The organism is Ruegeria sp. CDSA236, from assembly GCF_059611285.1.
The window spans coordinates 26,451-49,635 of the sequence record NZ_JBXWPG010000014.1; the positions used below are offsets into that span (position 1 = coordinate 26,451).

Consider the following 23,185-nt stretch of genomic DNA (forward strand, 5'->3'; position numbering starts at 1 on the left):
CGCCATCAGTAATGCACCCTCTTCTCAACATATTTGAACTGGATCACTGTCAGCAGGCCGACAACCACCAGCAGGATGACCGACTGGGCCGAAGACGACCCCAGATCTTGGCCCACAAACCCATCGGAAAAGACTTTGTAGACCAGGATGGTTGTGGCTTGTTGCGGACCCCCTCCGGTGATCGTGTGGATCACGCCGAAAGTTTCAAAGAAGGCATAGACAATGTTCACGACCAGCAGGAAGAACGCGGTCGGCGACAAAAGCGGCAGTACGATGGTAAAGAACCGGCGCCAAAAATGGGCCCCATCAATCGCCGCCGCTTCGATGACCGAGCGGGGCACGGATTGCAGCGCCGCAAAGAAGAACAGAAAGTTATAGCTGATGCGCCCCCAGGCCGAGGCGACAACGACCAGCCCCATGGCCTCGGCATCGTTCAGGACGTGGTTCCAGTCATAGCCGAGCTGGCCCAGATACCATGCGACCACACCAACGCGGGTGTTGAACATGAACAGCCACAGCACACCCGCCACCGCGGGGGCAACCGCATAGGGCCAGATCAACAAGGTCCGATACACGCCCGAGCCCTTGATCAGTCGATCTGCGATGACTGCCAGGAACAAGGCCGGGATCATCGAGCACAGGGTCACAAGCGTAGAAAACACCGCCGTCGTCACGAATGAGGCGCGGTAGTATTTATCGCTCAGCAGGAATTCGAAATTGCCCAAGCCCACGAACTGAGAAGACAACCCGAACGGGTCGGGAATGAACAACGATTGCCAAACGGCCTGACCAGCAGGATAGAAAAAGAAGACGGCGGAAATGATGACCTGCGGGGCGATCAGCGCAAGCGGCAGCAGCCAGCCGCGAAAAATGACGCGTTTTTCCATTCTATTGGCCCACCAGAGTAGAATGCGGGCCCAACGAGGCCCGCATCAGATTACGACTTATTGATTGGCGGATTCGAACCGGCGCAGCAGCGCGTCGCCGCGTTCCTTCGCACTGTCCATCGCCTCTTGGGCGGTCTTTTCACCAGCCCAGATGGCCTCAAGCTCTTCGTCGATGATGCCACGGATCTGGTCGAATGATCCCAGACGCAGACCTTTCGAGTTTGCCGTCGGCTCTTTCGCGGTCATCTGGATGACGGCGATGTCGGTGCCTGGGTTTTCGTCATAGAAACCAGACGCTCGGGTCGCTTCGCCCGCCTCGGTGGTGATAGGCAGATAGCCGGTGTTCTGGTGCCAGGCTGCCTGAACGTCAGACGAGGACAGGAAGCTGAGGAATTCGCCGACGCCTTTGTATTCATCGGCCTCATGACCTTCCATGACCCACAGTGAGGCACCACCGATGATGGTGTTCTGCGGCTCGGCCGTGACAGCTTCCCAATAGGGCAGCGGGCGCACGTCGAAATCAAACTCGGCTTCGGCTTTGATCCCGGCGTATCCCGCCGAGCTTTCGGTGAACAGGGCGCATTCGCCGGACCGGAAGTTCGCGCCACCTTCGTTGCGGCGGCCCGTGTAGATGAACTTGCCGTCCTTGGCCCAGTCACCCATCGCGGTCAGGTGCGCAACCTGGGCCGGACCGTTCAGCATCAGCTCGGTATCCAGACCGGCAAAGCCGTTATCCTGCGATGCGAAGGGGACGTCGTGATAGGCTGACAGGTTCTCAAGATGAATCCAGCTTTGCCATGCAGTGACCAACGGGCAATCTTCACCACCGGCCTTAAGCTGATCCAGCGTGTCCCCGACCTTTTCCCAGGTCGACAGATCGGTGTCGGGATCAACGCCCGCCGCTTCGAAGGCGTTGCGGTTGACCCATAGAACCGGCGTGGACGAGTTGAAGGGCAGGGACAGCATGTCGCCATCTGTGGTCGTATAATACCCTTTGACCGAGCCGATATAGGCGTCCGGATCAAATGACGCACCGCTTTCGGCCATTACCTCATAGACCGGTTTGATCGCGCCCTGGGCCGACATCATAGTTGCGGTGCCAACCTCAAAGACCATCAGGATCTGCGGTTGTTCACCGGCGCGGAAGGCGGCGATGCCTGCATTCAGGGTTTCAGAATAGTTGCCCTTGTGGCTTTCAACCACGACATATTCATCCTGGCTGGCGTTGAATTCTTCAACCTGAGCTTTCACAAGCTCACCCAGGCGGCCGGTAAAGGCATGCCAGAACTGAACTTCGGTTTGCGCCATTGCCGCGATCGGGGACAAGGCTGTTGATACGGCAAGAGCGCCAAGCAATTTCGTTTTCATGATTCCTCCCATGCATCAAAGGCGATGCTTCGTTGAATACCGAGCGCTACGCGTAATCGGCACACATGACGATTTCACGACGTTAACGTTACAGAAATATAATTCAAGCCTGATTTTCTGGCAAAAAATATAATACGATGTTATGAACTGACCGAGGTTTGCAGCAAAAACAGGACGCTCCATGAGCCAAACCCTGAGAATTAGGCAGCTTGAGGCACTTATGGCGGTGACCGTTAATGGCTCGGTCACGGCTGCCGCATCCGATCTGGGGGTCAGCCAGCCTGCGGTCAGCAGGTTGCTTTCAGACTTGGAAAAATCGCTTGGGTTTCAACTGTTCGACCGCCGCGAAGGTCGATTGGTCCCAACGCAGGAAGTTCGCTATCTGCAACCCAGCGTAGAGCGCGTGCTGGAACTGATGCGGCAGATTTCGGATGTCAGTCAGGACATCACGCAACGCAAAGCCGGGCATATTCGCGTCGCCTGCCTTCCTGGCTTCGCCACCAGTCACTTACCAGATGTTGTTGCCGGATTTCTGAGCGACCGGCCTGGCGTCACCATGACGATAGAGCCGGATAGGCCCGAGCGCATCCTGGAGTGGATGATCGGCGAGCAATATGATTTCGGAATCACAGATGGGTTTAATGGCCACCCGGCTGTCGAAAGCACCCATATTGATATCCGCACAGTTTGCGTCTTTCCCGCAGGCCATGCGCTGGAAGACCTTTCGACCGTGACACCGGCAGATATTGCCGATCAGAAGATCATCCACACCCGGCGCGACAGCGACTTTTTCGCGCGCCTGTCGCGTGCATTTCAAAACTCGAATGTCGAACTGAACTCGCATATCGAGGTTCGGCAATTCACGGCCGCTTGCGAATTGGTGGTGAAGGGCGTTGGGGTGTCTGTTGTTAGCGAACTGGACGCAGTACAATATCAGAACAGGGGGTTGAGCTATCGGCCTTTCAGGCCATTTCTGCCTCATACGCTGTCGCTGGTGCGACCGGTTTTGAAGCAACCATCGCTGGTCACGCTGGAATTCATAGAACAGTTCAGCGACAGCCTTGGACCTTTCATCGCCGATCCTTAGCTGGATACAGCCGAAAGCGTTGCCCGATTGATTGCCTGAACGCGGCTTTGGGCATTGGCAAGATTTTACAAAAATCGAATTGAGACCCCGGGATTGCTTTACGCGCCCTGAAACTTGTGGGCAAACTGACTTGGTTCATGCCCAGTTCGACGCGTGGCAGGACCTGCCAGCCAGTGTCACACCACTGTTTCGCAGGGCCTGCACAAGTCGCGTCGACAAACGAAAATGAAAGGTGTCACATGCCATTTTCCAACCCCAGCTTGATGTCCCGCCGTCAGTTCCTTGCGACCACTACCGCCAGCGCCGCGGCCATTACACTTCATCCTTTTTCTGCGGCGGCTGCCAATAATCAGGCGCATTTACGGATAATGGAGACGACGGACATTCATGTGCATGTCTTCCCTTACGATTATTACGCCGACAAGCCTCGCGACACGGTAGGCCTGTCCCGCACCGCTTCGATCATCAACGGCATCCGGTCCGAGGCGACGAATTCTCTGCTGGTCGATAACGGAGACTTTCTGCAGGGCAACCCAATGGGCGATTACATCGCCTATGAGCGGGGGATGAAAGAGGGCGACAGCCACCCGATTATCACCGCCTTCAACACAGTCGGTTATGACGCCGCCACATTGGGCAATCACGAATTCAACTACGGTTTGGACTTTTTGGAAAAGGCGCTTGCTGGCGCGGATTTCCCGGTTGTTCTGGCCAACGTCGCAAAGGAACAGGGGGCAAACCCGCGTGAGGATAAAACGCTGGTCAAACCCTATGCGATTCTCGACCGCGAGATTGAAATGGGCGATGGCAGCAAACACCCGATCAAGGTCGGCGTCATTGGGTTTACGCCGCCGCAAGTCATGAACTGGGACCGCAAGCATCTCGAAGGCAACGTGCAGGCCCGCGACATTGTCGAGACAGCGCAAGCCTATGTGCCTGAGATGAAAGAGCAGGGTTGCGACTTGATCATCGCGCTTTCGCATTCGGGGATTGGCGATGCCGACCATTCCGATGGTATGGAAAACGCCTCGGTTGTGCTGGCTGGCGTTGACGGGATTGACGCGCTGGTGACCGGTCACAACCACCTTGTTTTCCCGTCCGAGACATTTGCCGACCGTCCCGGTATTGACGTTGTAAAAGGGACGTTGATGGGCAAACCCGCCGTCATGGGTGGGTTCTGGGGATCACATCTTGGCCTTCTGGACCTGCTGCTGGAGCGCGATGGGAACGAGTGGCGTGTGGTGACCACAACGTCTGAGGCGCGCCCGATTTCGGTTCGCAACGAAGATCGCTCGATCACGGCGCTGGTCGAGGATGATCAGGCCGTGCTGGCCTCGGTCGCGAAAGATCACGACGAAACACTAGCCTATGTGCGCCGTGCGGTCGGCAAGACGTCGGCCCCGCTGCACAGCTATTTTGCGCTGGTAGCGGATGATCCATCTGTACAGATCGTGTCGATAGCGCAGAAATGGTACGTCCAAGAGATGATGAAGGGCACGGAACATGAAGGCCTGCCAATATTGTCAGCCGCGGCGCCTTTCAAGGCCGGCGGTCGTGGTGGCCCGGAGTATTACACCGATGTCCCGGTGGGTGACGTTGCCATCAAAAACGTGGCCGACCTTTACCTTTATCCCAACACCGTGCGCGCCGTACGGGTGAACGGAGCGCAGGTCCGAGGTTGGCTGGAGAGGTCTGCCGGAATGTTTAATCAGGTCGAACCGGGCGCAAGCGACGCGGTCCTGCTGAACCCAGAGTTTCCGTCTTATAATTTCGACGTGATGGACGGCGTCACCTATCAGATCGACCTGTCCCAGCCATCGCGGTTTGGACCCAAGGGTGAAGAGATCAACCCTGGCGCGGCCCGGATCGTGGACCTTGCCTTCAATGGTTCTCCGGTCACGGATGACATGGAGTTCATTATCGCCACCAACAATTACCGAGCGTCTGGTGGCGGATCTTTCCCCGGCGCGATGGGCGACACGGTTGTGTTCGAGGCGCCGGACACCAACCGCGACGTGATTGTCCGCTATATCGTCGAACAGGGCACGATTGACCCCAAAGCAGATGCCAACTGGTCGTTTGCCCCGCTGGACGGCACCACGGTCCTGTTCGAAACAGGCCCGAAGGCGCGTGACTATATGAGTGACGTCAAAGGGGTTTCGATCGAGGATGCCGGTGAGGGCGCAGATGGCTTTGCGGCCTTCCGCATCCAGCTGTAGCAGATTGAAAGCAGGTTCATCCCCCTAATTTCTGATCCAATGGTATGGATCGGAATTGGGGGGTGAGCCTAAATTGTTCTGTCAGGCAACTGTCCTGCGAAGCGGCCCGTCTTGGGTCTAGAGTTTGCGTATTCCGTGGAGCGTTAGGGTGCTGACCAAATCAGCGTAATCCTCACGTGCTTTGGTGCCTGCGCCTGTGTTCCACATATAATACCAGTTCAGCATGCCAAAAACTGACATCGTGGCACCGCGCAGCTTGTCCTTGTCATCGCCGAACGACTCCGGGGACAGGTCTTTCAATATGTCCCGCACGACATTCACCAGATCCAACTGATACCCGCGCAACAGCTTTTGCTGATCGTCGCTCAGGGCGTTCATGCCGCTGATCTGCACCCGATGTTCATCATCCGCGCCCTGATAGGCGAACAGGATTTCACGCACGGTCTTTCGCAGCCTTTCTTCGGGCGTCAGGCCCGTCAGATCAACCTCGCAGATGCGGTCGCGCAGCTCACGCAGATAGGTTTCGAGGATGTCATACAGGATGGCATCCTTACTGTCGTAATAGTGGTAGATGTTCGCCTTGGAGATTCCGCACTCATTGGCCAAAAGGGTCATCGAGGCGCGATCAAACCCCTGATCGGCAAACACTTTGGCTGCCGTTTTCAGGATTTGTTCCCGCTTTTGGTCGTGGTCTTTTGCGATTGTCCGGGCCAAGGCTTAATCCTTATCGCGGTTGTCGATGACGCGCTTCGCCTTGCCCTGAGAGCGTTCGACGTCGCCCGGCTCACCTACAACAATTTCAGTTGAAACTCCAACGATGTCCTTGATGCGTTTGGTCAGCATCCGGGCGGCCGCCGTCTTGGACATTTCATCGGTAGATCCCTGAGAGGCTTCGACAAAGACCCGCATGGCATCCATCCGGCCGGATTTATACAGCTCGACCTGGTAATAAGGCGCAAGGCCTCCGGTCGCCATGACCTGTTCCTCGATTTGGCTGGGAAAGACATTGACGCCGCGCAGGATCATCATGTCGTCGCTGCGGCCGGTGATCTTGGCCATGCGACGCATGGAGCGGGCCGTTCCGGGCAGCAGGCAGGTCAGGTCGCGCGTGCGATAGCGGATCATGGGCAGCCCTTCTTTGGTCAGGGTAGTAAAGACCAGCTCACCAGTTTCACCGTCGGGCAGTACTTCGCCGGTGGCGGGGTCGATGATTTCTGGCAGAAAGTGATCTTCCCAGATCACTGGGCCATCCTTGGTTTCGACGCATTCGCTGGCAACGCCGGGCCCCATGATCTCCGACAGGCCATAGATGTCGACCGCATGCATGTCGAATGCAGCCTCGATTTCCGAGCGCATCGCGTCGGTCCAGGGCTCGGCGCCGAAGATACCAACCTTCAGAGAGCTTTCGCGCGGATCAAGGCCCACCTTATGGAATTGTTCGAGGATGTTGAGCATGTAGGATGGGGTCACCATGATCCCATCGGGTTGAAAATCTGTGATCAGTCCAACCTGCTTTTCGGTTTGCCCGCCACCCATCGGAACCACGGTCGCCTCTAGACGTTCGATGCCGTAATGCGCGCCCAGACCCCCGGTGAACAAGCCATAGCCATAAGCGTTATGCACGATATCACCCTTGCGCAGACCTGCGGCCCGCAGCGACCGAGCACCCAGATCGGCCCAGTTGTCGATATCGCCTTTGGTATAGCCCACAACAGTTGGCTTGCCGGTTGTCCCGGATGAGGCATGCAGCCGAACCAGTTGGTTGCGCGGCACGGCGAACATGCCGAACGGGTAGTTGTCACGCAGGTCGTTCTTGTAGGTGAAGGGAAATTTCGAAAGGTCAGATAACTGTTGCAGGTCATCTGGATACACGCCGGCATCGTCGAAACGCTGGGTGTATATCGGCACGTTTTCGTAAGCGTGACGCAGGGACCATTTCAGACGCTCCAACTGGGTGGCGCGGATTTCGTCAACCGAGGCGATCTCGATCGGGTCCAGGTCAGCTTTGTTAGGGGACAGGTCCTCCATCGCGTTACTCCTTCGGTCGCGAAGCTATTCTTGAAAATTCGTGCCACCAATCGCGCGGGACATGCCGCGGAATTCGGCGACCACGTTGCCGTCTTGATTTGTGACGCGCACGTCATAGATGCCGCTGCGACCCGTAACCGAGACCTCGGTCGCGGTGGCCGTCAGGCGATCCCCCAGCTTGCCGGGGGCGAGATAGCTCATCATCGTGTGCTGGCCAACGGTCGCGTGATTACGGCTGTTGCAGGCAAAGGCGAAGGCGCTGTCGGCCAGGGCATGGGTCACGCCGCCATGGCACATGCCGTGCCCATTACAGTGATGCGCAACGACGGTCAGCGCCAGAACTGCGCAGCCTTCGTCCACCTCGACAAGCTCCATGCCAAACCATTTGCTGGCTTCGTCACTCGCCCACATCGCAGCGGCTGATTTGCTGGCACGTTCCTTTGGTGTCATCGTCATTTACCCTGAAAATTGGGCGCGCGCTTTTCAAGAAAGCTGGACACGCCCTCGGCATAATCCGCGCTTTCGCCGCAGATTTTCATCGCATCAGCCTCGAATTCCAGATGATCGGACAAAGAGGTCGTCGCCGCTGCTTGGATACAGTGCTTGGTCTTGCCCAACCCAAGGGTCGGGCCATTGGCCAGTTGATCAGCCAGCGTACGAGCCTCTGCCAATAGCTGATCGTCGGGTATGGCTTTCCAGATCAGGCCCCAGTCTTCGGCCTGTTTGGCGGGCAGCGGCTGTGCGGTAAAGGCCAGCCCTTTGGCGCGCGCCTCGCCCAAAAGGCGGGGCAGGTGCCAGCTGCCGCCAGTGTCTGGGATCAGGCCGACCCTGGAAAAGCTCTGGATGAATTTCGCGCTTTCCGCTGCCAGAACCATGTCGCAGGCCAGTGCCAGATTGGCCCCGGCGCCGGCAGCGACGCCATTCACGGCGCAGATGACAGGGCAGTCCAACGACCGGATCAGACGCACGAGGGGGGCATAGAAACTGCGGACGGTTTTGCCCAGATCCGGCGGCCCGTCCATATTTGACGGATTGCGGTCGCCAAGGTCCTGGCCGGCACAAAAGCCACGCCCGGCGCCCGTCAGCAGCACTGCCCGCGCGCCTGTATCGCGCGCAGAATTCAAGGCAGTCTGAAGCGCATGATGCATGTCTTCGTTGAACGAATTCAGCTTGTCTGGACGGTTCAACGTAATCTCGACCCAGTTCCCGTGATTTTCTACAAGAATCGTATCGCTCATCACTGCCTCGGCCGGTATCGTTTCAACTTTATGATTGCATTAACCGAACGGTTGGTCAATATATAAACGCAAGCCGAATCTGAGCAAATCAAAGGGATGGGTTATGGCAAAATCGCCGGTGGTGAGCGTTGAGCGGAAGGGTGACGTTGCCTGGGTAACGATCAACAATCCGCCAGTGAACGCGACATCCGCTGCGGTGCGTCAGGGGTTGGCCGACGCGGTAGGTGCCATCAAAGGCGCACGCGTGGCTGTCCTGCGATGTGCGGGTAAAACCTTTGTTGCCGGTGGCGATATGTCAGAGTTCGACGCCCCTCCAGTTGAGCCACATCTGCCTGACGTAGTGCAGATGATCGAAGACAGTGAAGTTCCCTTTATCGCCTGCATGCACGGTACTGTTCTGGGCGGCGGGTTCGAGATTGCCATGGCTTGCGCTTGGCGCATTGCCGCGCCGGGCACCAGATTTGGTCTGCCAGAGGTCAATGTGGGTCTGATCCCCGGGGCAGGGGGCACCCAGCGTATTCCCCGTCTTGTCGGGATGGAGGCAGCGATTGACATGGCCTGCCGGGGCAAGATCCTGACTGCAGAAACGTTACTAGGGCTGGGTGGCCTTGATCTTGTCACTGAACAGCCTGAGGCTGCCGTTCAGGCCTTTGCGGCCAACCTGCCGCAGCGACCAGTGCCAGTCAGTCAGCGTAGCCTCACCAGCTTTGCACCGAACCTGATAGAGGTTTCGCGCGCGGAACTTTTGAAACGTTCAAAGGGTCAGCAGTCTCCGCTGGAAAATCTGACGGCATTGGGGTGGGCAACCGAACCCTTTGCCGATGCCTTGCCAAAAGAGCGCGTCCGCCATTTGGCCCTGCGCCAAGGTGCCGAAAGCCGAGCCCTTCGCCATGCTTTCTTTGCCGAACGGAGCGTGTCCAAACCTTCTTTGATCAGAGGCGTAACCCCGCGCGACATCAGCCGTATCGCGGTGGTCGGCGGCGGTCTGATGGGTGCCGGGATTGCAACCGCCGCCCTGAATGGGGGGTTTTCTGTCACGTTGATTGAGCAGAACGCCGAAGCCGCCGCGGCGGCCTTGGGGCGTGTTAAGGGTCTGCTCGAAGGCGCCGCCAAACGGGGAAAGCTGACTGAGGCGCAGATGCAGAGCCGCCTGAGCGCCTTTCGCGCCGTTGACAGCTATGCCGACGCACGGGATGCGCAACTGGCCATTGAGGCGGTGTTCGAGGACATATCTGTCAAACAGCAGGTTTTCGCGGAACTCGCCCGGCATATGGACACAAACGCAATTCTTGCCACCAACACATCTTATCTGGATCCAAACCAGATTTTCGCCGGTATCGACAGTCCGGCCCGCTGTATAGGTCTACATTTCTTCAGCCCAGCCCATGTCATGAAACTGCTTGAAATCGTACATACCGGGCATTCGGACCCAGAGGTCATCGCCACCGGATTTGCGTTTGGCAAAAAGCTGGGCAAAGTGGCGGTCCTATCGGGCATTTGCGATGGCTTTATCGGCAATCGCATGCTGGCCGCCTATCGGCGCGAGGCTGATTATCTTCTGGCAGATGGTGCGCTGCCTTATCAAGTGGATCAGGCCATGCGCGACTTTGGTATGCCCATGGGTCCGTACGAATTGCAGGATCTGACCGGTCTTCAGATCTCATGGGCCAATCGCAAGCGCAATGCTGCAACACGCCCACCGGATGAGCGCTATGTCTCTGTGGCCGACCAGCTTTGCGAGATGGAGCGTTTCGGGCAGCGGTCCAGAAAAGGCTGGTATCGTTATGATGACGGCGACCGTACGCCGATCCGTGATACACAGGTCGAGGCTTTGATCGAAGCCAACTCGGCTGAACATGGCATCACCCGGCGCGCGTTTACGAGCACCGAGATTTCGTCCCGTTTGATGGCGGTACTTGCGAATGAGGGCGCATTGATCATCGAAGAGGGTATCGCCGAAAACGCGATGGCCGTGGATATGGTCCAGATCCATGGCTACGGATTCCCGCGCTGGCGCGGGGGGCCGATGAACTATCGGGATGAAATTGGGGCGCAGCTGTCGCGGGGAATAATGGAGACCGTCGCCTCTGAAAGCCCCGGGTCTTGGAGGATTGCGGGGCAGACCACATCACCATGACTATTGATGGTTACAAAACGGACTATTAACGCAGATTCAATGTATGTTTCAGAGGGAGGAGACAAAACCATGAAATTCAACAGTTTGAGCACGCTATTGGCCTCAGCCGCCTTGGCCGTTTCGGGCACCGTGGCGCTGGCCGCAGATTATACGCTGACCATATCCAGCTGGGCGCCGCCGACCCACGGTATCAACGCGAAGATGTGGCCAAAATTCGTGGAAATGGTTGAAGAGGCCACAGACGGTCAGGTCACCGCCGAACTGAAGTTGGGGATCGCGCCACCACCAGCACAGATGGACCTGATCATGGATGGCGCGGCGGATGCCTCGATCATTTTCCACGGCTACCAGCCGGGGCGCTTTGTCACCACAAAGATGATAGAACTGCCCGGATATGAAGGCTCGGCAGAGGCCGCATCGGTTGCATATTGGCGCACCTATGACGCGCATCTCAAGGCCGCGGACGAGCATCGCGGCGTGAAAGTGATCGCCCTGCATACGCATGGTCCGGCGCAGCTGCACTCCAGCAGCGCGGTGACCACGCTGGATGAAGTGTCGGGCCTCAAGGTCCGTATCCCGGGTGGGGTCGGCGGTGACGTCGGCACAGCGCTTGGCGCGACCGGCATCCAGGTGCCTGCACCGAAAGTTTATGAGACCCTTGCTTCGAAAGCAGCCGATGGCGTTGTCATGCCGTTTGAGTCCCGCAAGGGTTTTAAGCTGACCGAGGTTGCCCAGAACGTTTACGAGGTTCCGGGCGGTCTGTATCGCGGGTCGTTCGCCTTTATCATGAACGAAGAAACGTTTGCCGACCTGCCCCCTGAGCTGCAGCAGGCGCTGGAGGAGAATGTGTTCGGTGAACCGCTGAGCCGCGAAATCGGCAAGATCTGGGACGAGATCGACGGGATCGGCCGCGAGGCGACCGAAGCCACTGAGGGCAACGCAATCAACGCGGCCTCGGCGGAAGATCTGGAAAAATTCAACGCGATCGCCGTTGATGTCCGCGCCAAGGTGATTGACGAGGTCAACGGCACCGGTGTTGACGCACAGGCGGCCTATGACATGATCGTAAATGAAATGGCTGCCCAATAACGCAGTCCGGCTGGCGGGGTCTCTTCGCCAGCCAAATTCACCAGCCGGGACCCAATCATGCAATCTCTCGTGACTTTTGCGCGTCGCGTCAGCATCGCTCCGACGCTGCTGGCCTGTATCGCGCTGTTCATCCTGATGGTGATGACCTTTTTTGACGTCATCCTGCGGTCTGTCTTCAACGCCCCGATTGAGGCGGCGACTGAGCTGACACGTATTCTCATGGCGATCATGGTGTTTTCGGTTCTGCCGATGATCTCAGCCGGAAAGGGTCAGATCGCCGTCGACCTGACGGACGGAGTATTTTCCCGCTTGCGGCTGAGCCGAGCGCGTGACGCTGTTGTATATATTGTGTCGGGCGTGATGCTCATCTGGCCGATCAAACGCGTCTGGATTCTTGCCGAGCGAGCACGGGACTATGGCGATGTGACTGAATACCTGTCGATCCCGGTATTCTATGTCGGCTGGTTCATCGCCGGGTTCACTGCGATCACGGCCATGGCGATGATTGTCACGGGCCTAATTACTATCTTCTACCCCCAATCCTTGTCGGAGACCTCTCAATGACCGCCGCACTTATCGGTTTTGCCCTTGTTCTGGTGCTTGTACTGGTGCGTCTGCCTATCGTCTTCGCGATGGGTCTGGTTGGTACGCTTGGGTTCGCCTACGAACGCGGCGGCAGCATCTTTTCGGAGCGCGGCTTGAAAGCGGCGATGTCGATGGTGGGTCGCCAGATCACCGATACGGCACAGGATTACGGATTGTCGGTGGTGCCTCTGTTCATCCTGATGGGCCTGTTCGTGAACAAAGGCGGGCTCGCGCGCGAGCTTTATGCGGTATCCAATGCATTTCTCGGCCATTTCCGGGGCGGCATCGCCATGGCGACTGTCGCGGCCTGCGGCGGGTTCTCGGCAATTTGCGGGTCGTCTCTGGCGACAGCGGCCACCATGTCCAAGGTCGCGATGCCGGAAATGCGCCGGTATGGTTATGCGGATGAGCTTTCGACTGCGTCGATTGCAGCGGGTGGCACGCTTGGCATCCTGATCCCGCCCTCGGTGATTCTGGTCATATATGGCCTGCTGACGGAAACCTCGATTGGCAAACTGTTTGTTGCGGGCATTATCCCCGGTGTGCTTGGCATTCTGTTTTATCTTTTCGCGGTGCGCTGGACCGTCTGGCGCAAACCAGAGGCGGGACCGGCAGGCGAACGCCACGGTTGGGTCGAGCGCCTGAGGGCCTTGCGCTCGGTCTGGGCCGTGTTGCTGCTGTTCTTTCTGGTCATTGGCGGGCTTTATGGTGCCTTCGATTTTCAACCGCTGAACCTGACCTTCAGCCCGACCGAGGCGGCGGGGATGGGGGCCATGGGCGCCTTTTTGATTGCTTTGTCGCGCGGCGGGCTTAGCCTGGGTTCAACATTCGAGGTTTTGAAGGAAACCACCGCGACCGCTGCGGCCCTGTTCTCGGTCCTGATCGGGGCGCAGATATTTTCGAACTTCATCAACCTCGCCGGTTTGCCCGAAGCGCTGATCGCCATGGTCACAGCGTATGACGTTGCGCCCTTTGTGGTGATCCTGATGATCCTTGGAATCTACATCATTTTGGGGTGTGTTTTTGAATCCCTGTCGATGCTGCTGCTGACCGTGCCGATCTTTTTTCCTCTGGTCACATCGCTGGGATATGACCCGATCTGGTTCGGCATTGTAGTGGTCGTCGTCACCGAAATCAGCCTGATCACCCCGCCCGTGGGGCTGAACGTGTTCATTCTGAAGGGTGTGGTCGGGGATGTGTCGACCGGGACGATCTTCAGAGGCGTCACGCCGTTTTGGATCGCCGATATCTTCCGGCTGGCCCTGATCGTTCTGGTGCCCTGGCTTGTGCTGGTTCTGCCGGAACAGATGGGTGCGATGGGCCACTGATGTTTGCGCTGACCAAGCTGCCTGACGGGTTCCACGATGATCCCTATCCTACCTATAGGGCGCTGCGTGAAGATACGCCCGTCTGCCTGCAACCCGATGGGTCGGTGATCCTGTCACGACATCAGGATCTGGACATCATCTATCGGGACACAACGCGGTTCATTTCGGACAAGAAGGCCGTGTTTGGCCCCAAATACGGGGTGGATAGCCCATTGTTTGAACATCACACCACCAGTCTTGTGTTCAATGATCCGCCCCTGCACTCGCGTGTCCGCAAGGTGATGGTGGGCGCGATGAACCCGCGCGCTTTGGCGCAGATGGAGCCGGGTCTGATCGAACTTGTCGACGGGCTGTTGGATCAAATGCAGGCCAAGGGCACAGTTGAGTTGATCGAGGATTTTGCCGGGGCGATCCCGATCGAGATCATCGGCAACCTGCTGGGAATCCCTCGGTCCGAGCGTGAGCCGTTGCGTGAGTGGTCCTTGGCCATTCTCGGGGCGTTGGAACCGCAGCTGACGCCCGAGCAGGAAGATTGGGGCAACCGCGCAGTCCGCGAGTTCAAAGCCTTTCTGCGCGATATCATCGACGACCGCAGGGCCAACCCGGGCAACCCGGAGACCGATGTTTTGACCCGGTTGATACAGGATGACACCGAGGGCGGCCTGACCGAAGTTGAACTGTACCAGAACTGCATCTTCATTCTGAATGCCGGGCATGAGACCACAACAAACCTGATTGGCAACGCTTTGGATCTGTTGGACCGCCACAGGGATAAGCGGACCGAGCTGTTGGTTAATCCAGACCTGATTTTCACCGCAGTTGACGAGTTTCTGCGTCTGGAAAGCCCGAACCAGTTCGGCAATCGCCTGACCACTGAAGAGGTGGAATTTCACGGACATGTCATTCCAGCAGGAACCGATCTGCATCTTTGCATCGGCGCGGCCAACCGCGATCCGCGACAATTTGATTTCCCCGATGACATGATGTTGGATCGCCGTCCCAACAAGCACCACGCGTTTGCGGGCGGGCCGCATACTTGCGTTGGTTTGACCTTGGCCCGGATGGAAGGTCGGGTTGCCGTTAGCCAGTTTTTGAACCGGTTCCCTGATTACCAGATCACGGAAAGTGCTCAGCGTGGGGGGCGTATCCGGTTTCGGGGGTTCGCCTACCTGCCCGCGCAGGTTTGAACTAGCCGTGCTGCTTGTTCTGAAATTTATTGACCGACCGTACGGTTAATAATAAGATATCGCAAACCCCCCACGCGCTAGCCCTGCCGCGAGTAAGGAGAGACCTATGACGATCCAACAGATTTCCAGTTTTGCTGCGGGCGAGTGGATTGCGCCGGGGGCAGGTGCCCGCAACATCGCAAGCGCGGTGACGGGAGAGGTGATCGCAACAGCCGGAAACAACGCCTTGGACGTTCAGGGAATGCTGGATCATGCGCGCAATGTTGGTGGTCCTGCGCTGCGCAAGATGACGTTTCACCAGCGGGCCAAGATGCTCAAGGCGCTGTCTGTTCATCTGGGCAAGTACAAGCAGGCGATGTACGATCTGTCCTTCAATACCGGCGCAACCCAGGCGGATCATCTGATCGACATTGACGGCGGTATTGGCACGATGTTTGTCTTTGCCTCAAAAGGGCGGCGCGAGATGCCGGACGGGCATGTCTATCTCGACGGCGAGGTTGAGCAGCTTTCGCGCAATGGCACCTTTCTGGGGCAGCATATCTGCACCCCGTTGAAAGGTGTTGCGATCCATATCAACGCTTTCAACTTTCCGGTATGGGGCATGCTGGAAAAGCTGGCTCCGACTCTTCTGGCGGGGGTTCCGGCCATCGTCAAACCGGCCACAAATTCCTGCTATGTGACCGAGCTGTGCGTTCGGTTGATGCTCGAGTCGGGCATATTGCCCAACGGTGCATTGCAACTGGTGTCAGGCGGGCTGGGCGACATGCTCGATCGCCTGACCATGCAGGATGTGGTCAGCTTTACCGGCTCGGCGGATACGGCGCTGAGGCTACGCGCGAACCCCGTAATCCTGGAAAATTCGGTCCGGTTCGTGGCGGAACAGGACAGCTTGAACTGCTCGGTCCTGGGCCCTGATGCCGCGCCGGGAACGCCCGAATTCGATCTGTTCGTCAAAGAGGTTCAGCGCGAGATGACCACCAAGGCGGGTCAGAAATGCACTGCCATCCGCAGGATCATCGCGCCCGAGCCGCATGTGCAGGCCGTTATTGAGGCGCTGTCCGCGCGTTTGGCAAAGACCACCATTGGGGATCCGAAACTGGAAACCACCCGAATGGGTGCGCTGGTCTCGGCCAGTCAGAAGCGCGATGTTTTGGAGAAGGCCGCGATTATAGGGCACGAGGCCGAGTGCGTCTTTGGCAATCCGGACGACTTCGTGGTCGATGGGGCTGATGCAGATAAGGGCGCCTTTCTGCCACCGATGCTGTTCCATTGCAGCGATCCCGATGCCGCGCAACGTGTGCATGATACCGAAGCCTTTGGTCCCGTCAGTACAATCATGGGCTATCGCGATACCGACCACGCGATTGAGCTGGCGAACCGAGGGCAGGGGTCTCTGGTGGCCTCAGTCATCACACATGATGCTGATGTTGCCCGCAATTTTGTTATGGGGGCAGGGGCCTATCATGGGCGGCTCTATTTCAACAACCGAGACTCGATGAAAGAATCCACAGGCCATGGCTCTCCTTTGCCGCATATGGTCCATGGCGGTCCCGGCCGTGCTGGCGGTGGCGAGGAAATGGGCGGTGTGCGCGGTGTGATGCATTATATGCAACGTACGGCGATTCAAGGATCGCCGGACATATTGACAGCTATTGGCGAGAGATGGGTGCCGGGTGCAGCCGAGGTCAATGCGCCAGCCCATCCATTTACACGCCGCTATCACGATCTGGCCATTGGTGAGACGATCCACACCGCACCGCGGACCGTGACCATGGAAGACATTGAACATTTCGCCGAATTCACCGGCGACACCTTCTATGCCCACATGGATCAGGCCGCGGCTGAGCGTAACCCGTTCTTTCCGGGCCGGGTCGCACATGGATATCTTTTGCTGTCTTTCGCGGCGGGTCTTTTTGTGGAACCGAACGAGGGGCCGGTCCTGGCCAATACTGGGCTCGATAACCTGCGCTTTATGAAACCGGTAGAGGCAGGCGACAGCATCAAGGTGCGCCTGACGGTCAAAAAGAAAACCCGCCGCAATGATGAATATGGCGAGGTGCGCTGGCATGTCACCCTGACCCAACAAGATGATGAGCCTGTGGCCGAATATGAGCTGCTGACCATGGTGGCCTACTAAGATTCTTGGGCCGGATGGTAATTCGATCTGGCCCGATTATACTTGCCGTATGAAAGATTCAGCCCCTGATTGGTTTGAAACCTGCGTTAGCCATCTGACCTCTGAGGGTACGCAACGGGTGTGGTCCGTGCTGGTGACGATATTCGGTGATCTGGCGCAGGAAGAAACAGATCAAATAAGTGGTGCGGTGATCACCGCACTGACCAGCCTTGCCGGGATCAAGGCCGAAGCCACGCGTGTTGCCCTGCATCGGCTGCGCAAGGATGGCTGGATCGAAAGCACCCGCAAAGGGCGCAGCAGCTTTCACCGCCTGACCGCGTTTGGCCGTCATCAGAGTGTGACCGCCGCACCGCGTATCTATGCCAGGGAAACGCCGGAACCCGGCCTCTGGCATGTACTTATCGCCAGCAATTCGGACTCATCGCGCAAGGAATTGGCTGACCTGATGCTGACTGGGGACTACATCTCTCTCAATCCCGCAACGTCGATGGCTCCGGGTCAGGTTCCGGCGGGTCTTGAAGAGCTGATGGGCGTGGAAAGCAGCGCTATCTCTGTTCCTGGCTGGCTTCGGGATCTCTGCGGGCCAGAGGCGTTGAAAACCGCCTATGATCGGTTCTTGAGATCGACACAGATCATCGACCAAGAGATGCCATCCGAGGGGGCGGGCGACCCGATGAAGACGGCCATTCTGCGTGTCCTGATCGTGCATAATTGGCGTCGTATTGTTCTGCGCCATCCCGCCTTTCCTGCGGCGTTTCTGCCCGCTGACTGGAAAGGCCCTACATGCCGGGCGGCTGTATCTCAGTTGTTGGAAAAACTGCCGCGCCCTGATTTGGAATCCTTGGAAGCCGAGCTGGACAGCTAGGTTTTCTTTAGCGTCACCTATCTGATCCGCCCGATGCTGGTCATTCGGCGATCATTGCGGCGTTTCTCTCGCGCCAAATGTTACAGAAAATCTAAAAAAGAAAAAGAACTCGTAACATAAAGCTTGCCTCGAATCGATGGACGCCCTAAAAACCGACCATGCGGTCAATGATACGGATCAGCACCTACAGGAGAACTAAGTGATGGACGCATTCATTTGCGACGCGACGCGCACTCCGATTGGGCGATATGGGGGGGCTTTGTCGTCAGTCAGGACAGATGATCTGGCCGCGATTCCATTGGCCGCCCTGAAAGAGTGCAACCCGCAGGTTGATTGGGCCAGCGTTGATGATGTGATCTATGGCGATGCCAACCAGGCGGGTGAAAGCAACCGCAATGTGGCGCGGATGGCGGCCTTGTTGGCTGGATTGCCGGTTGATGTGCCCGGAACAACAGTGAACCGATTGTGCGCCAGTGGAATGGATGCGGTTGGAATGGCGGCGCGGGGCATCAAGGCGGGCGATTATGATCTGGCTGTGGCCGGCGGCGTCGAAAGCATGTCGCGGGCGCCCTTTGTGATGCCCAAGGCGACCTCGGCCTTTACCCGCAGCAATGCGGTCTATGATACGACGATCGGCTGGCGCTTTGTGAACCCGAAGATGAAACAGGCCTATGGCATCGACTCGATGCCGCAAACGGCCGACAATGTGGCCGAAGACTTTGGTATCAGCCGCGATGACCAAGATGCTTTTGCGGCGCGCAGTCAGGCCCGATGGGCCGCCGCGCACGAGGCAGGTCTGTTCCGGGATGAAATCACCCCGGTCACGATCCCGCAACGCAAGGGCGATCCGATCATTGTCGATACGGATGAACATCCGCGCTCGGATGTGACCGTGGACAAACTGTCTGGTCTCAAAGGTGTCAACGGGTCGGACAAGACGGTGACCGCTGGCAACGCCTCGGGCGTCAATGATGGCGCTGCAGCCATTTTGATGGCCAATGAGGCGGCAGCGTCAAAGAACGGCCTGACCCCGATGGCCCGGGTCGTGGGCATGTCTGTCGCCGGGGTTGAGCCGCGTGTCATGGGCATTGGCCCGGTTCCGGCCAGCCGCAAAGTTTTGGCCCGCGCCGGGCTGAGCATCGAGCAAATGGACGTGATAGAGTTGAATGAGGCCTTCGCGTCCCAGGGTCTGGCGACACTGCGCGAACTGGGCCTGCCAGACGACGCGCCACAGGTGAACCCGAATGGGGGCGCGATTGCCATTGGCCACCCGTTGGGCATGACCGGCGCAAGGTTGGTTATGACCGCGGCCTATCAGTTGCGGCGTACGGGCGGGCGATATGCGCTGTGCACCATGTGTGTCGGCGTCGGTCAGGGCGCAGCGCTTATTCTTGAACGCGTATAAGGGAGATGACGGGACATGTATGCTCAGATGGTTAAGTCCGAGGCGACACAGGAAGATCCTGCAAAGCTTGCTGCCTTTCAGGCGCGCATAGACGCTGACGAAAAGATCGAACCCAAGGATTGGATGCCCGAAGGCTATCGCAAGACACTGATCCGCCAGATCGGCCAGCACGCCCATTCCGAAATCGTTGGGCAGCTGCCCGAGGCGAACTGGATCACGCGGGCGCCCACGCTGGAACGCAAGGCGATCCTGTTGGCCAAGGTTCAGGATGAGGCCGGGCATGGTCTGTACCTTTACTGCGCCGCCGAAACACTGGGTGTCAGCCGGGATGAGATCACCGAAATGCTGCTGGACGGGCGCATGAAATACTCGTCCATCTTCAACTATCCCACCCTGAACTGGGCTGATGTTGGTGCCGTTGGCTGGCTGGTGGATGGCGCCGCGATCATGAACCAGGTGCCGTTGCAGCGTACGTCCTACGGTCCGTATTCACGCGCCATGATCCGCATCTGCAAAGAAGAGAGCTTTCATCAGCGTCAGGGCTATGACGCCATCCGCAAGATGGCCGAAGGCACGCCGGAACAGAAACGAATGGCGCAGGACGCTTTGAACCGCTTTTGGTACCCATCGCTGATGATGTTTGGACCGTCCGACAAGGACTCGGTGCATTCGACGCAGTCGATGAAATGGAAGATCAAGATGAACACCAATGACGAGCTGCGTCAGAAATTCGTCGATCAGACTGTGCCACAGGCCGAGTATCTGGGCCTGACCATCCCTGACCCAAAGCTGAATTGGAACGACGATCGCGGCCATTATGATTTCTCAGAACCTGACTGGTCCGAGTTCTTCGATGTCATCAGTGGCAATGGCCCCTGCAACACCGACCGGCTGGCCGCCCGAAACCAAGCCTGGGACGACGGCAAATGGGTGCGCGACGGGCTGATGGCCCATGCCGAAAAGAAACGCTCTGGCACAGTGGCTGCCGAATAAGTCGACCCTGAGGAGGAAACCCGATGAAAAACGAATGGCCCCTGTGGGAAGTCTTTATCCGCGGTCAGCATGGTATGAGCCACCGTCACGTCGGCTCGTTGCATGCCCCTGACGCGGAGATGGCCATCAAGAACGCGCGCGATGTCTATACCCGCCGCAATGAAGGTGTGTCGATCTGGGTGGTCGAGGCGAATAATATCTCGGCCTCCTCGCCCAGCGACAAGGGCCCATTATACGAGCCCAGCGAAAGCAAGGTCTATCGTCACCCGACCTTTTTCGACATCCCCGATGAAGTGGGGGCCATGTGATGGACCGGGACGCGGCATTTGTGCAATTCCTTCTGCGGATGGGCGACAACGATCTGATCCTTGGCCATCGCGTCAGTGAATGGTGCGGCCATGCGCCGGTGCTGGAAGAGGATATCGCGCTGGCCAACACGGCCCTAGACCTGATCGGGCAAACCCAGATGTGGTTGGGTCTGGCGGGCGAGATCCAAGGCGGCAAAACTGCCGACGATCTGGCCTTTCTGCGCGACGCCTGGGATTTCCGGAACGTGCTGTTGGTTGAGGTTCCCAACGGGGATTTCGGTCGCACATTGATGCGACAGTTCCTGTTCGATGCATGGCATTCCATCATGCTGGGACGCTTGCTCAACTCTACGGATGACCGTGTCGCGGCCATTGCCGCGAAAACCAGCAAAGAGGTGGCATATCACATGGAACGCTCGGGCGACACGGTGGTTGGTCTGGGGGACGGAACAGCGGAAAGCCACGCCCGGATGCAGTCGGCTCTGGACTACCTGTGGCCGTATGTCGGTGAGATGTTCACCAGCGACGAAGTTGACGCCGAGATGGTCGCGGCGGGCATTGCGCCGAACCCCGCGGATCTGCGCGCGGAGTTTGACACTTTGGTGCAGCGGATCCTGTCCGAGGCGACCTTGACGATCCCGGAAGGCGCGTTTGCCCATAAAGGTGGGCGTGACGGGCGGATGCATACGGAACATCTGGGTCATCTGTTGACACAGATGCAGTGGCTGCAACGCGCCTATCCCGAAGCAAGCTGGTAACGCCGATGGATCGGGCATCGACCAAACAAATCTGGGAATGGCTGGATGCTGTTCCTGACCCTGAAATTCCGGTGATTTCAGTGGTCGATCTTGGCATTGTGCGCGACGTGCAGTGGCAGGACGAGACGTTGAAGGTGACGGTCACTCCAACGTATTCCGGCTGTCCGGCAACATCCATTATCAGCCTGGATATCGAAACCGCCTTGCACGATCGCGGGATCAGTGACGTGCAGATTGAAACCAGCATCGCCCCGGCCTGGACCACCGACTGGCTCAGCGAAAAGGGCCGGGCACGGCTGGAAGACTATGGCATTGCCCCACCACAACCGGCGGGCGGCCCGGATCGCTGTCCACGCTGCGGCAGCAAAGCGGTCGAGAAGGTCAGCCAGTTCGGTTCGACCCCTTGCAAGGCGCATTGGCGATGCACCGACTGCCTGGAACCATTTGACTATTTCAAGTGCATCTGAGGAGGACCACCGGATGGCACGTTTCCACGACCTGAAAGTCACAGATATCCACAAAACCATTCGCGATGCGGTGGTGGTGACACTGGAACCTGTAAACGGCGCTGCGGATCAGTTCGATTTCACCGCCGGTCAGTACCTGACATTCCGCCGCAACTTTGACGGAGAAGAGCTGCGCCGGTCCTACTCGATCTGCGCGGGCAAGGACGAAGGCGTGCTGCAGGTTGGCATCAAACGGGTTGAGGGCGGCGCTTTTTCCGGCTGGGCGAATACTGAACTGAATATCGGCGATGTTGTCGAGGCCATGCCGCCGATGGGCAGCTTTCATACGCCGATGGATGCGGCTGCGCAAAAGCAATATCTGGGCTTTGCAGGGGGCTCGGGGATTACTCCGGTGCTGTCGATCCTCAAGACGACCCTCGCGCGGGAACCGCAATCGCGCTTTACCCTGATCTATGCCAACAAGGGTATCAACACGATCATGTTCCGCGAGGATCTCGAAGACCTCAAGAACCTCTATATGGGCCGCCTCAACGTGATCCACATTCTTGAGACAGACTCTCAAGAGATCGAGCTGTTCACAGGTCTGGTGACCCAGGAAAAATGCGCGCAGCTGTTCAAACATTGGGTCGATATCGACCATGTTGACACGGCGTTCATCTGCGGCCCGGAACCGATGATGCTGGGCATTGCTGCGGCGCTGCGCGAGCACGGTCTGGATGACGGCCAGATCAAGTTCGAGCTGTTCGCCAGCGCCCAGCCCGGGCGGGCCAGGGCCAAGCCGGTCTCGGCGGACGCAGCCACGCAAGGCAACCAAAGCAGCGCGTCGATCACGCTGGACGGATCCACCCAGACCGTGACCATACCCAAGGACCAGTCCATTCTTGAGGCCGCCCTGGCAAACGCTATGGATGCCCCGTTTGCCTGCAAGGCGGGGGTCTGTTCGACCTGCCGCTGCAAGGTGCTTGAGGGCGAGGTCGAGATGCTCGCCAATCACGCGCTGGAAGACTACGAAGTGGAAAAAGGCTATGTGCTAAGCTGCCAGGCCTATCCGGTAACAGACCGCGTGGTCGTGGATTACGACCGGTAGAAAGGGGGCAGA

21 protein-coding genes are annotated in these 23,185 nt (G+C 58.0%); 15 read left to right on the forward strand and 6 right to left on the reverse strand.

Annotated elements, in window-relative coordinates; translation table 11 throughout:
• Window positions 1–5: 5 nt before the first annotated feature.
• Together ugpA and ugpB are read right to left on the reverse strand one after the other, a co-directional pair.
• The gene (ugpA, locus tag AC2FLB_RS18260; protein ID WP_142639899.1) at window positions 6–887 is read right to left on the reverse strand and encodes a sn-glycerol-3-phosphate ABC transporter permease UgpA; all 882 of its coding nucleotides are present in this window, start codon (window positions 885–887) and stop codon (window positions 6–8) included.
• Between the two features lie 57 nt (window positions 888–944).
• Entirely contained in the window at window positions 945–2,255 is a 1,311-nt protein-coding gene (gene ugpB / locus AC2FLB_RS18265; protein WP_281972851.1) for a sn-glycerol-3-phosphate ABC transporter substrate-binding protein UgpB, read from the reverse strand.
• Between the two features lie 181 nt (window positions 2,256–2,436).
• Here ugpB and AC2FLB_RS18270 point away from each other — a divergent pair, with 181 nt between their 5' ends.
• Entirely contained in the window at window positions 2,437–3,342 is a 906-nt protein-coding gene (locus AC2FLB_RS18270; RefSeq protein WP_496691522.1) for a LysR substrate-binding domain-containing protein, read from the forward strand.
• A 239-nt stretch (window positions 3,343–3,581) separates the two neighbouring features.
• Complete coding sequence (locus AC2FLB_RS18275) at window positions 3,582–5,561, forward strand: bifunctional 2',3'-cyclic-nucleotide 2'-phosphodiesterase/3'-nucleotidase (RefSeq protein WP_496709801.1); 1,980 nt, start codon at window positions 3,582–3,584, stop codon at window positions 5,559–5,561.
• Between the two features lie 117 nt (window positions 5,562–5,678).
• Here AC2FLB_RS18275 and AC2FLB_RS18280 read toward each other — a convergent pair whose 3' ends face one another.
• The 4 genes from AC2FLB_RS18280 to paaG are packed head-to-tail and all read right to left on the reverse strand — an operon-like array spanning window position 5,679 to window position 8,827.
• Entirely contained in the window at window positions 5,679–6,275 is a 597-nt protein-coding gene (locus AC2FLB_RS18280; RefSeq protein WP_496709802.1) for a TetR/AcrR family transcriptional regulator, read from the reverse strand.
• 3 nt (window positions 6,276–6,278) lie between these two features.
• On the reverse strand, window positions 6,279–7,589 hold the full coding sequence (paaK, locus tag AC2FLB_RS18285) for a phenylacetate--CoA ligase PaaK (protein WP_496709803.1): 1,311 nt from the start codon (window positions 7,587–7,589) through the stop codon (window positions 6,279–6,281).
• 24 nt (window positions 7,590–7,613) lie between these two features.
• Window positions 7,614–8,039 (reverse strand): hydroxyphenylacetyl-CoA thioesterase PaaI, encoded by a 426-nt coding sequence (gene paaI / locus AC2FLB_RS18290; RefSeq protein WP_496709833.1) that lies wholly within the window; start codon window positions 8,037–8,039, stop codon window positions 7,614–7,616.
• 2 nt (window positions 8,040–8,041) lie between these two features.
• The gene (gene paaG / locus AC2FLB_RS18295) at window positions 8,042–8,827 is read right to left on the reverse strand and encodes a 2-(1,2-epoxy-1,2-dihydrophenyl)acetyl-CoA isomerase PaaG (RefSeq protein ID WP_496709804.1); all 786 of its coding nucleotides are present in this window, start codon (window positions 8,825–8,827) and stop codon (window positions 8,042–8,044) included.
• Window positions 8,828–8,930: 103 nt separating this feature from the next.
• Between paaG and AC2FLB_RS18300 the strand changes: the two genes are divergently transcribed.
• The 13 genes from AC2FLB_RS18300 (at window position 8,931) to AC2FLB_RS18360 (ending at window position 23,173) form a co-directional block, all read left to right on the forward strand.
• The gene (locus AC2FLB_RS18300; RefSeq protein ID WP_496709805.1) at window positions 8,931–10,964 is read left to right on the forward strand and encodes an FAD-dependent oxidoreductase; all 2,034 of its coding nucleotides are present in this window, start codon (window positions 8,931–8,933) and stop codon (window positions 10,962–10,964) included.
• Between the two features lie 69 nt (window positions 10,965–11,033).
• Window positions 11,034–12,053 carry a TRAP transporter substrate-binding protein gene (locus tag AC2FLB_RS18305; protein ID WP_271949076.1) on the forward strand — a complete coding sequence of 340 codons (1,020 nt, stop codon included), beginning with the start codon at window positions 11,034–11,036 and terminating at the stop codon, window positions 12,051–12,053.
• Between the two features lie 57 nt (window positions 12,054–12,110).
• Window positions 12,111–12,617 (forward strand): TRAP transporter small permease, encoded by a 507-nt coding sequence (locus AC2FLB_RS18310; protein WP_496709806.1) that lies wholly within the window; start codon window positions 12,111–12,113, stop codon window positions 12,615–12,617.
• Window positions 12,614–13,966 (forward strand): TRAP transporter large permease, encoded by a 1,353-nt coding sequence (locus AC2FLB_RS18315; protein WP_496693796.1) that lies wholly within the window; start codon window positions 12,614–12,616, stop codon window positions 13,964–13,966. Before AC2FLB_RS18310 ends, AC2FLB_RS18315 begins: the two co-directional genes overlap by 4 nt.
• Window positions 13,966–15,153 carry a cytochrome P450 gene (locus AC2FLB_RS18320; RefSeq protein WP_496709807.1) on the forward strand — a complete coding sequence of 396 codons (1,188 nt, stop codon included), beginning with the start codon at window positions 13,966–13,968 and terminating at the stop codon, window positions 15,151–15,153. The genes AC2FLB_RS18315 and AC2FLB_RS18320 overlap by 1 nt, the downstream gene beginning before the upstream one ends.
• Window positions 15,154–15,259: 106 nt before the next feature.
• Window positions 15,260–17,290, forward strand: coding sequence for a phenylacetic acid degradation bifunctional protein PaaZ (gene paaZ / locus AC2FLB_RS18325; protein ID WP_496709808.1), 2,031 nt, complete (start codon window positions 15,260–15,262; stop codon window positions 17,288–17,290).
• Between the two features lie 49 nt (window positions 17,291–17,339).
• Window positions 17,340–18,155 (forward strand): PaaX family transcriptional regulator C-terminal domain-containing protein, encoded by an 816-nt coding sequence (locus tag AC2FLB_RS18330; protein WP_496709809.1) that lies wholly within the window; start codon window positions 17,340–17,342, stop codon window positions 18,153–18,155.
• 202 nt (window positions 18,156–18,357) lie between these two features.
• A complete protein-coding gene (gene pcaF, locus AC2FLB_RS18335; protein WP_496709810.1) occupies window positions 18,358–19,560 on the forward strand; it encodes a 3-oxoadipyl-CoA thiolase in 1,203 nt (400 codons plus the stop codon).
• A 15-nt stretch (window positions 19,561–19,575) separates the two neighbouring features.
• The gene (paaA, locus tag AC2FLB_RS18340; protein WP_281972861.1) at window positions 19,576–20,553 is read left to right on the forward strand and encodes a 1,2-phenylacetyl-CoA epoxidase subunit PaaA; all 978 of its coding nucleotides are present in this window, start codon (window positions 19,576–19,578) and stop codon (window positions 20,551–20,553) included.
• Between the two features lie 23 nt (window positions 20,554–20,576).
• Entirely contained in the window at window positions 20,577–20,861 is a 285-nt protein-coding gene (gene paaB, locus AC2FLB_RS18345) for a 1,2-phenylacetyl-CoA epoxidase subunit PaaB (protein ID WP_142639870.1), read from the forward strand.
• A complete protein-coding gene (paaC, locus tag AC2FLB_RS18350; protein WP_496709811.1) occupies window positions 20,861–21,619 on the forward strand; it encodes a 1,2-phenylacetyl-CoA epoxidase subunit PaaC in 759 nt (252 codons plus the stop codon). Before paaB ends, paaC begins: the two co-directional genes overlap by 1 nt.
• A 5-nt stretch (window positions 21,620–21,624) precedes the next feature.
• A complete protein-coding gene (paaD, locus tag AC2FLB_RS18355; protein ID WP_142639942.1) occupies window positions 21,625–22,086 on the forward strand; it encodes a 1,2-phenylacetyl-CoA epoxidase subunit PaaD in 462 nt (153 codons plus the stop codon).
• A gap of 13 nt (window positions 22,087–22,099) precedes the next feature.
• Complete coding sequence (locus AC2FLB_RS18360; protein ID WP_496691535.1) at window positions 22,100–23,173, forward strand: 2Fe-2S iron-sulfur cluster-binding protein; 1,074 nt, start codon at window positions 22,100–22,102, stop codon at window positions 23,171–23,173.
• Window positions 23,174–23,185 lie beyond the last annotated feature (12 nt).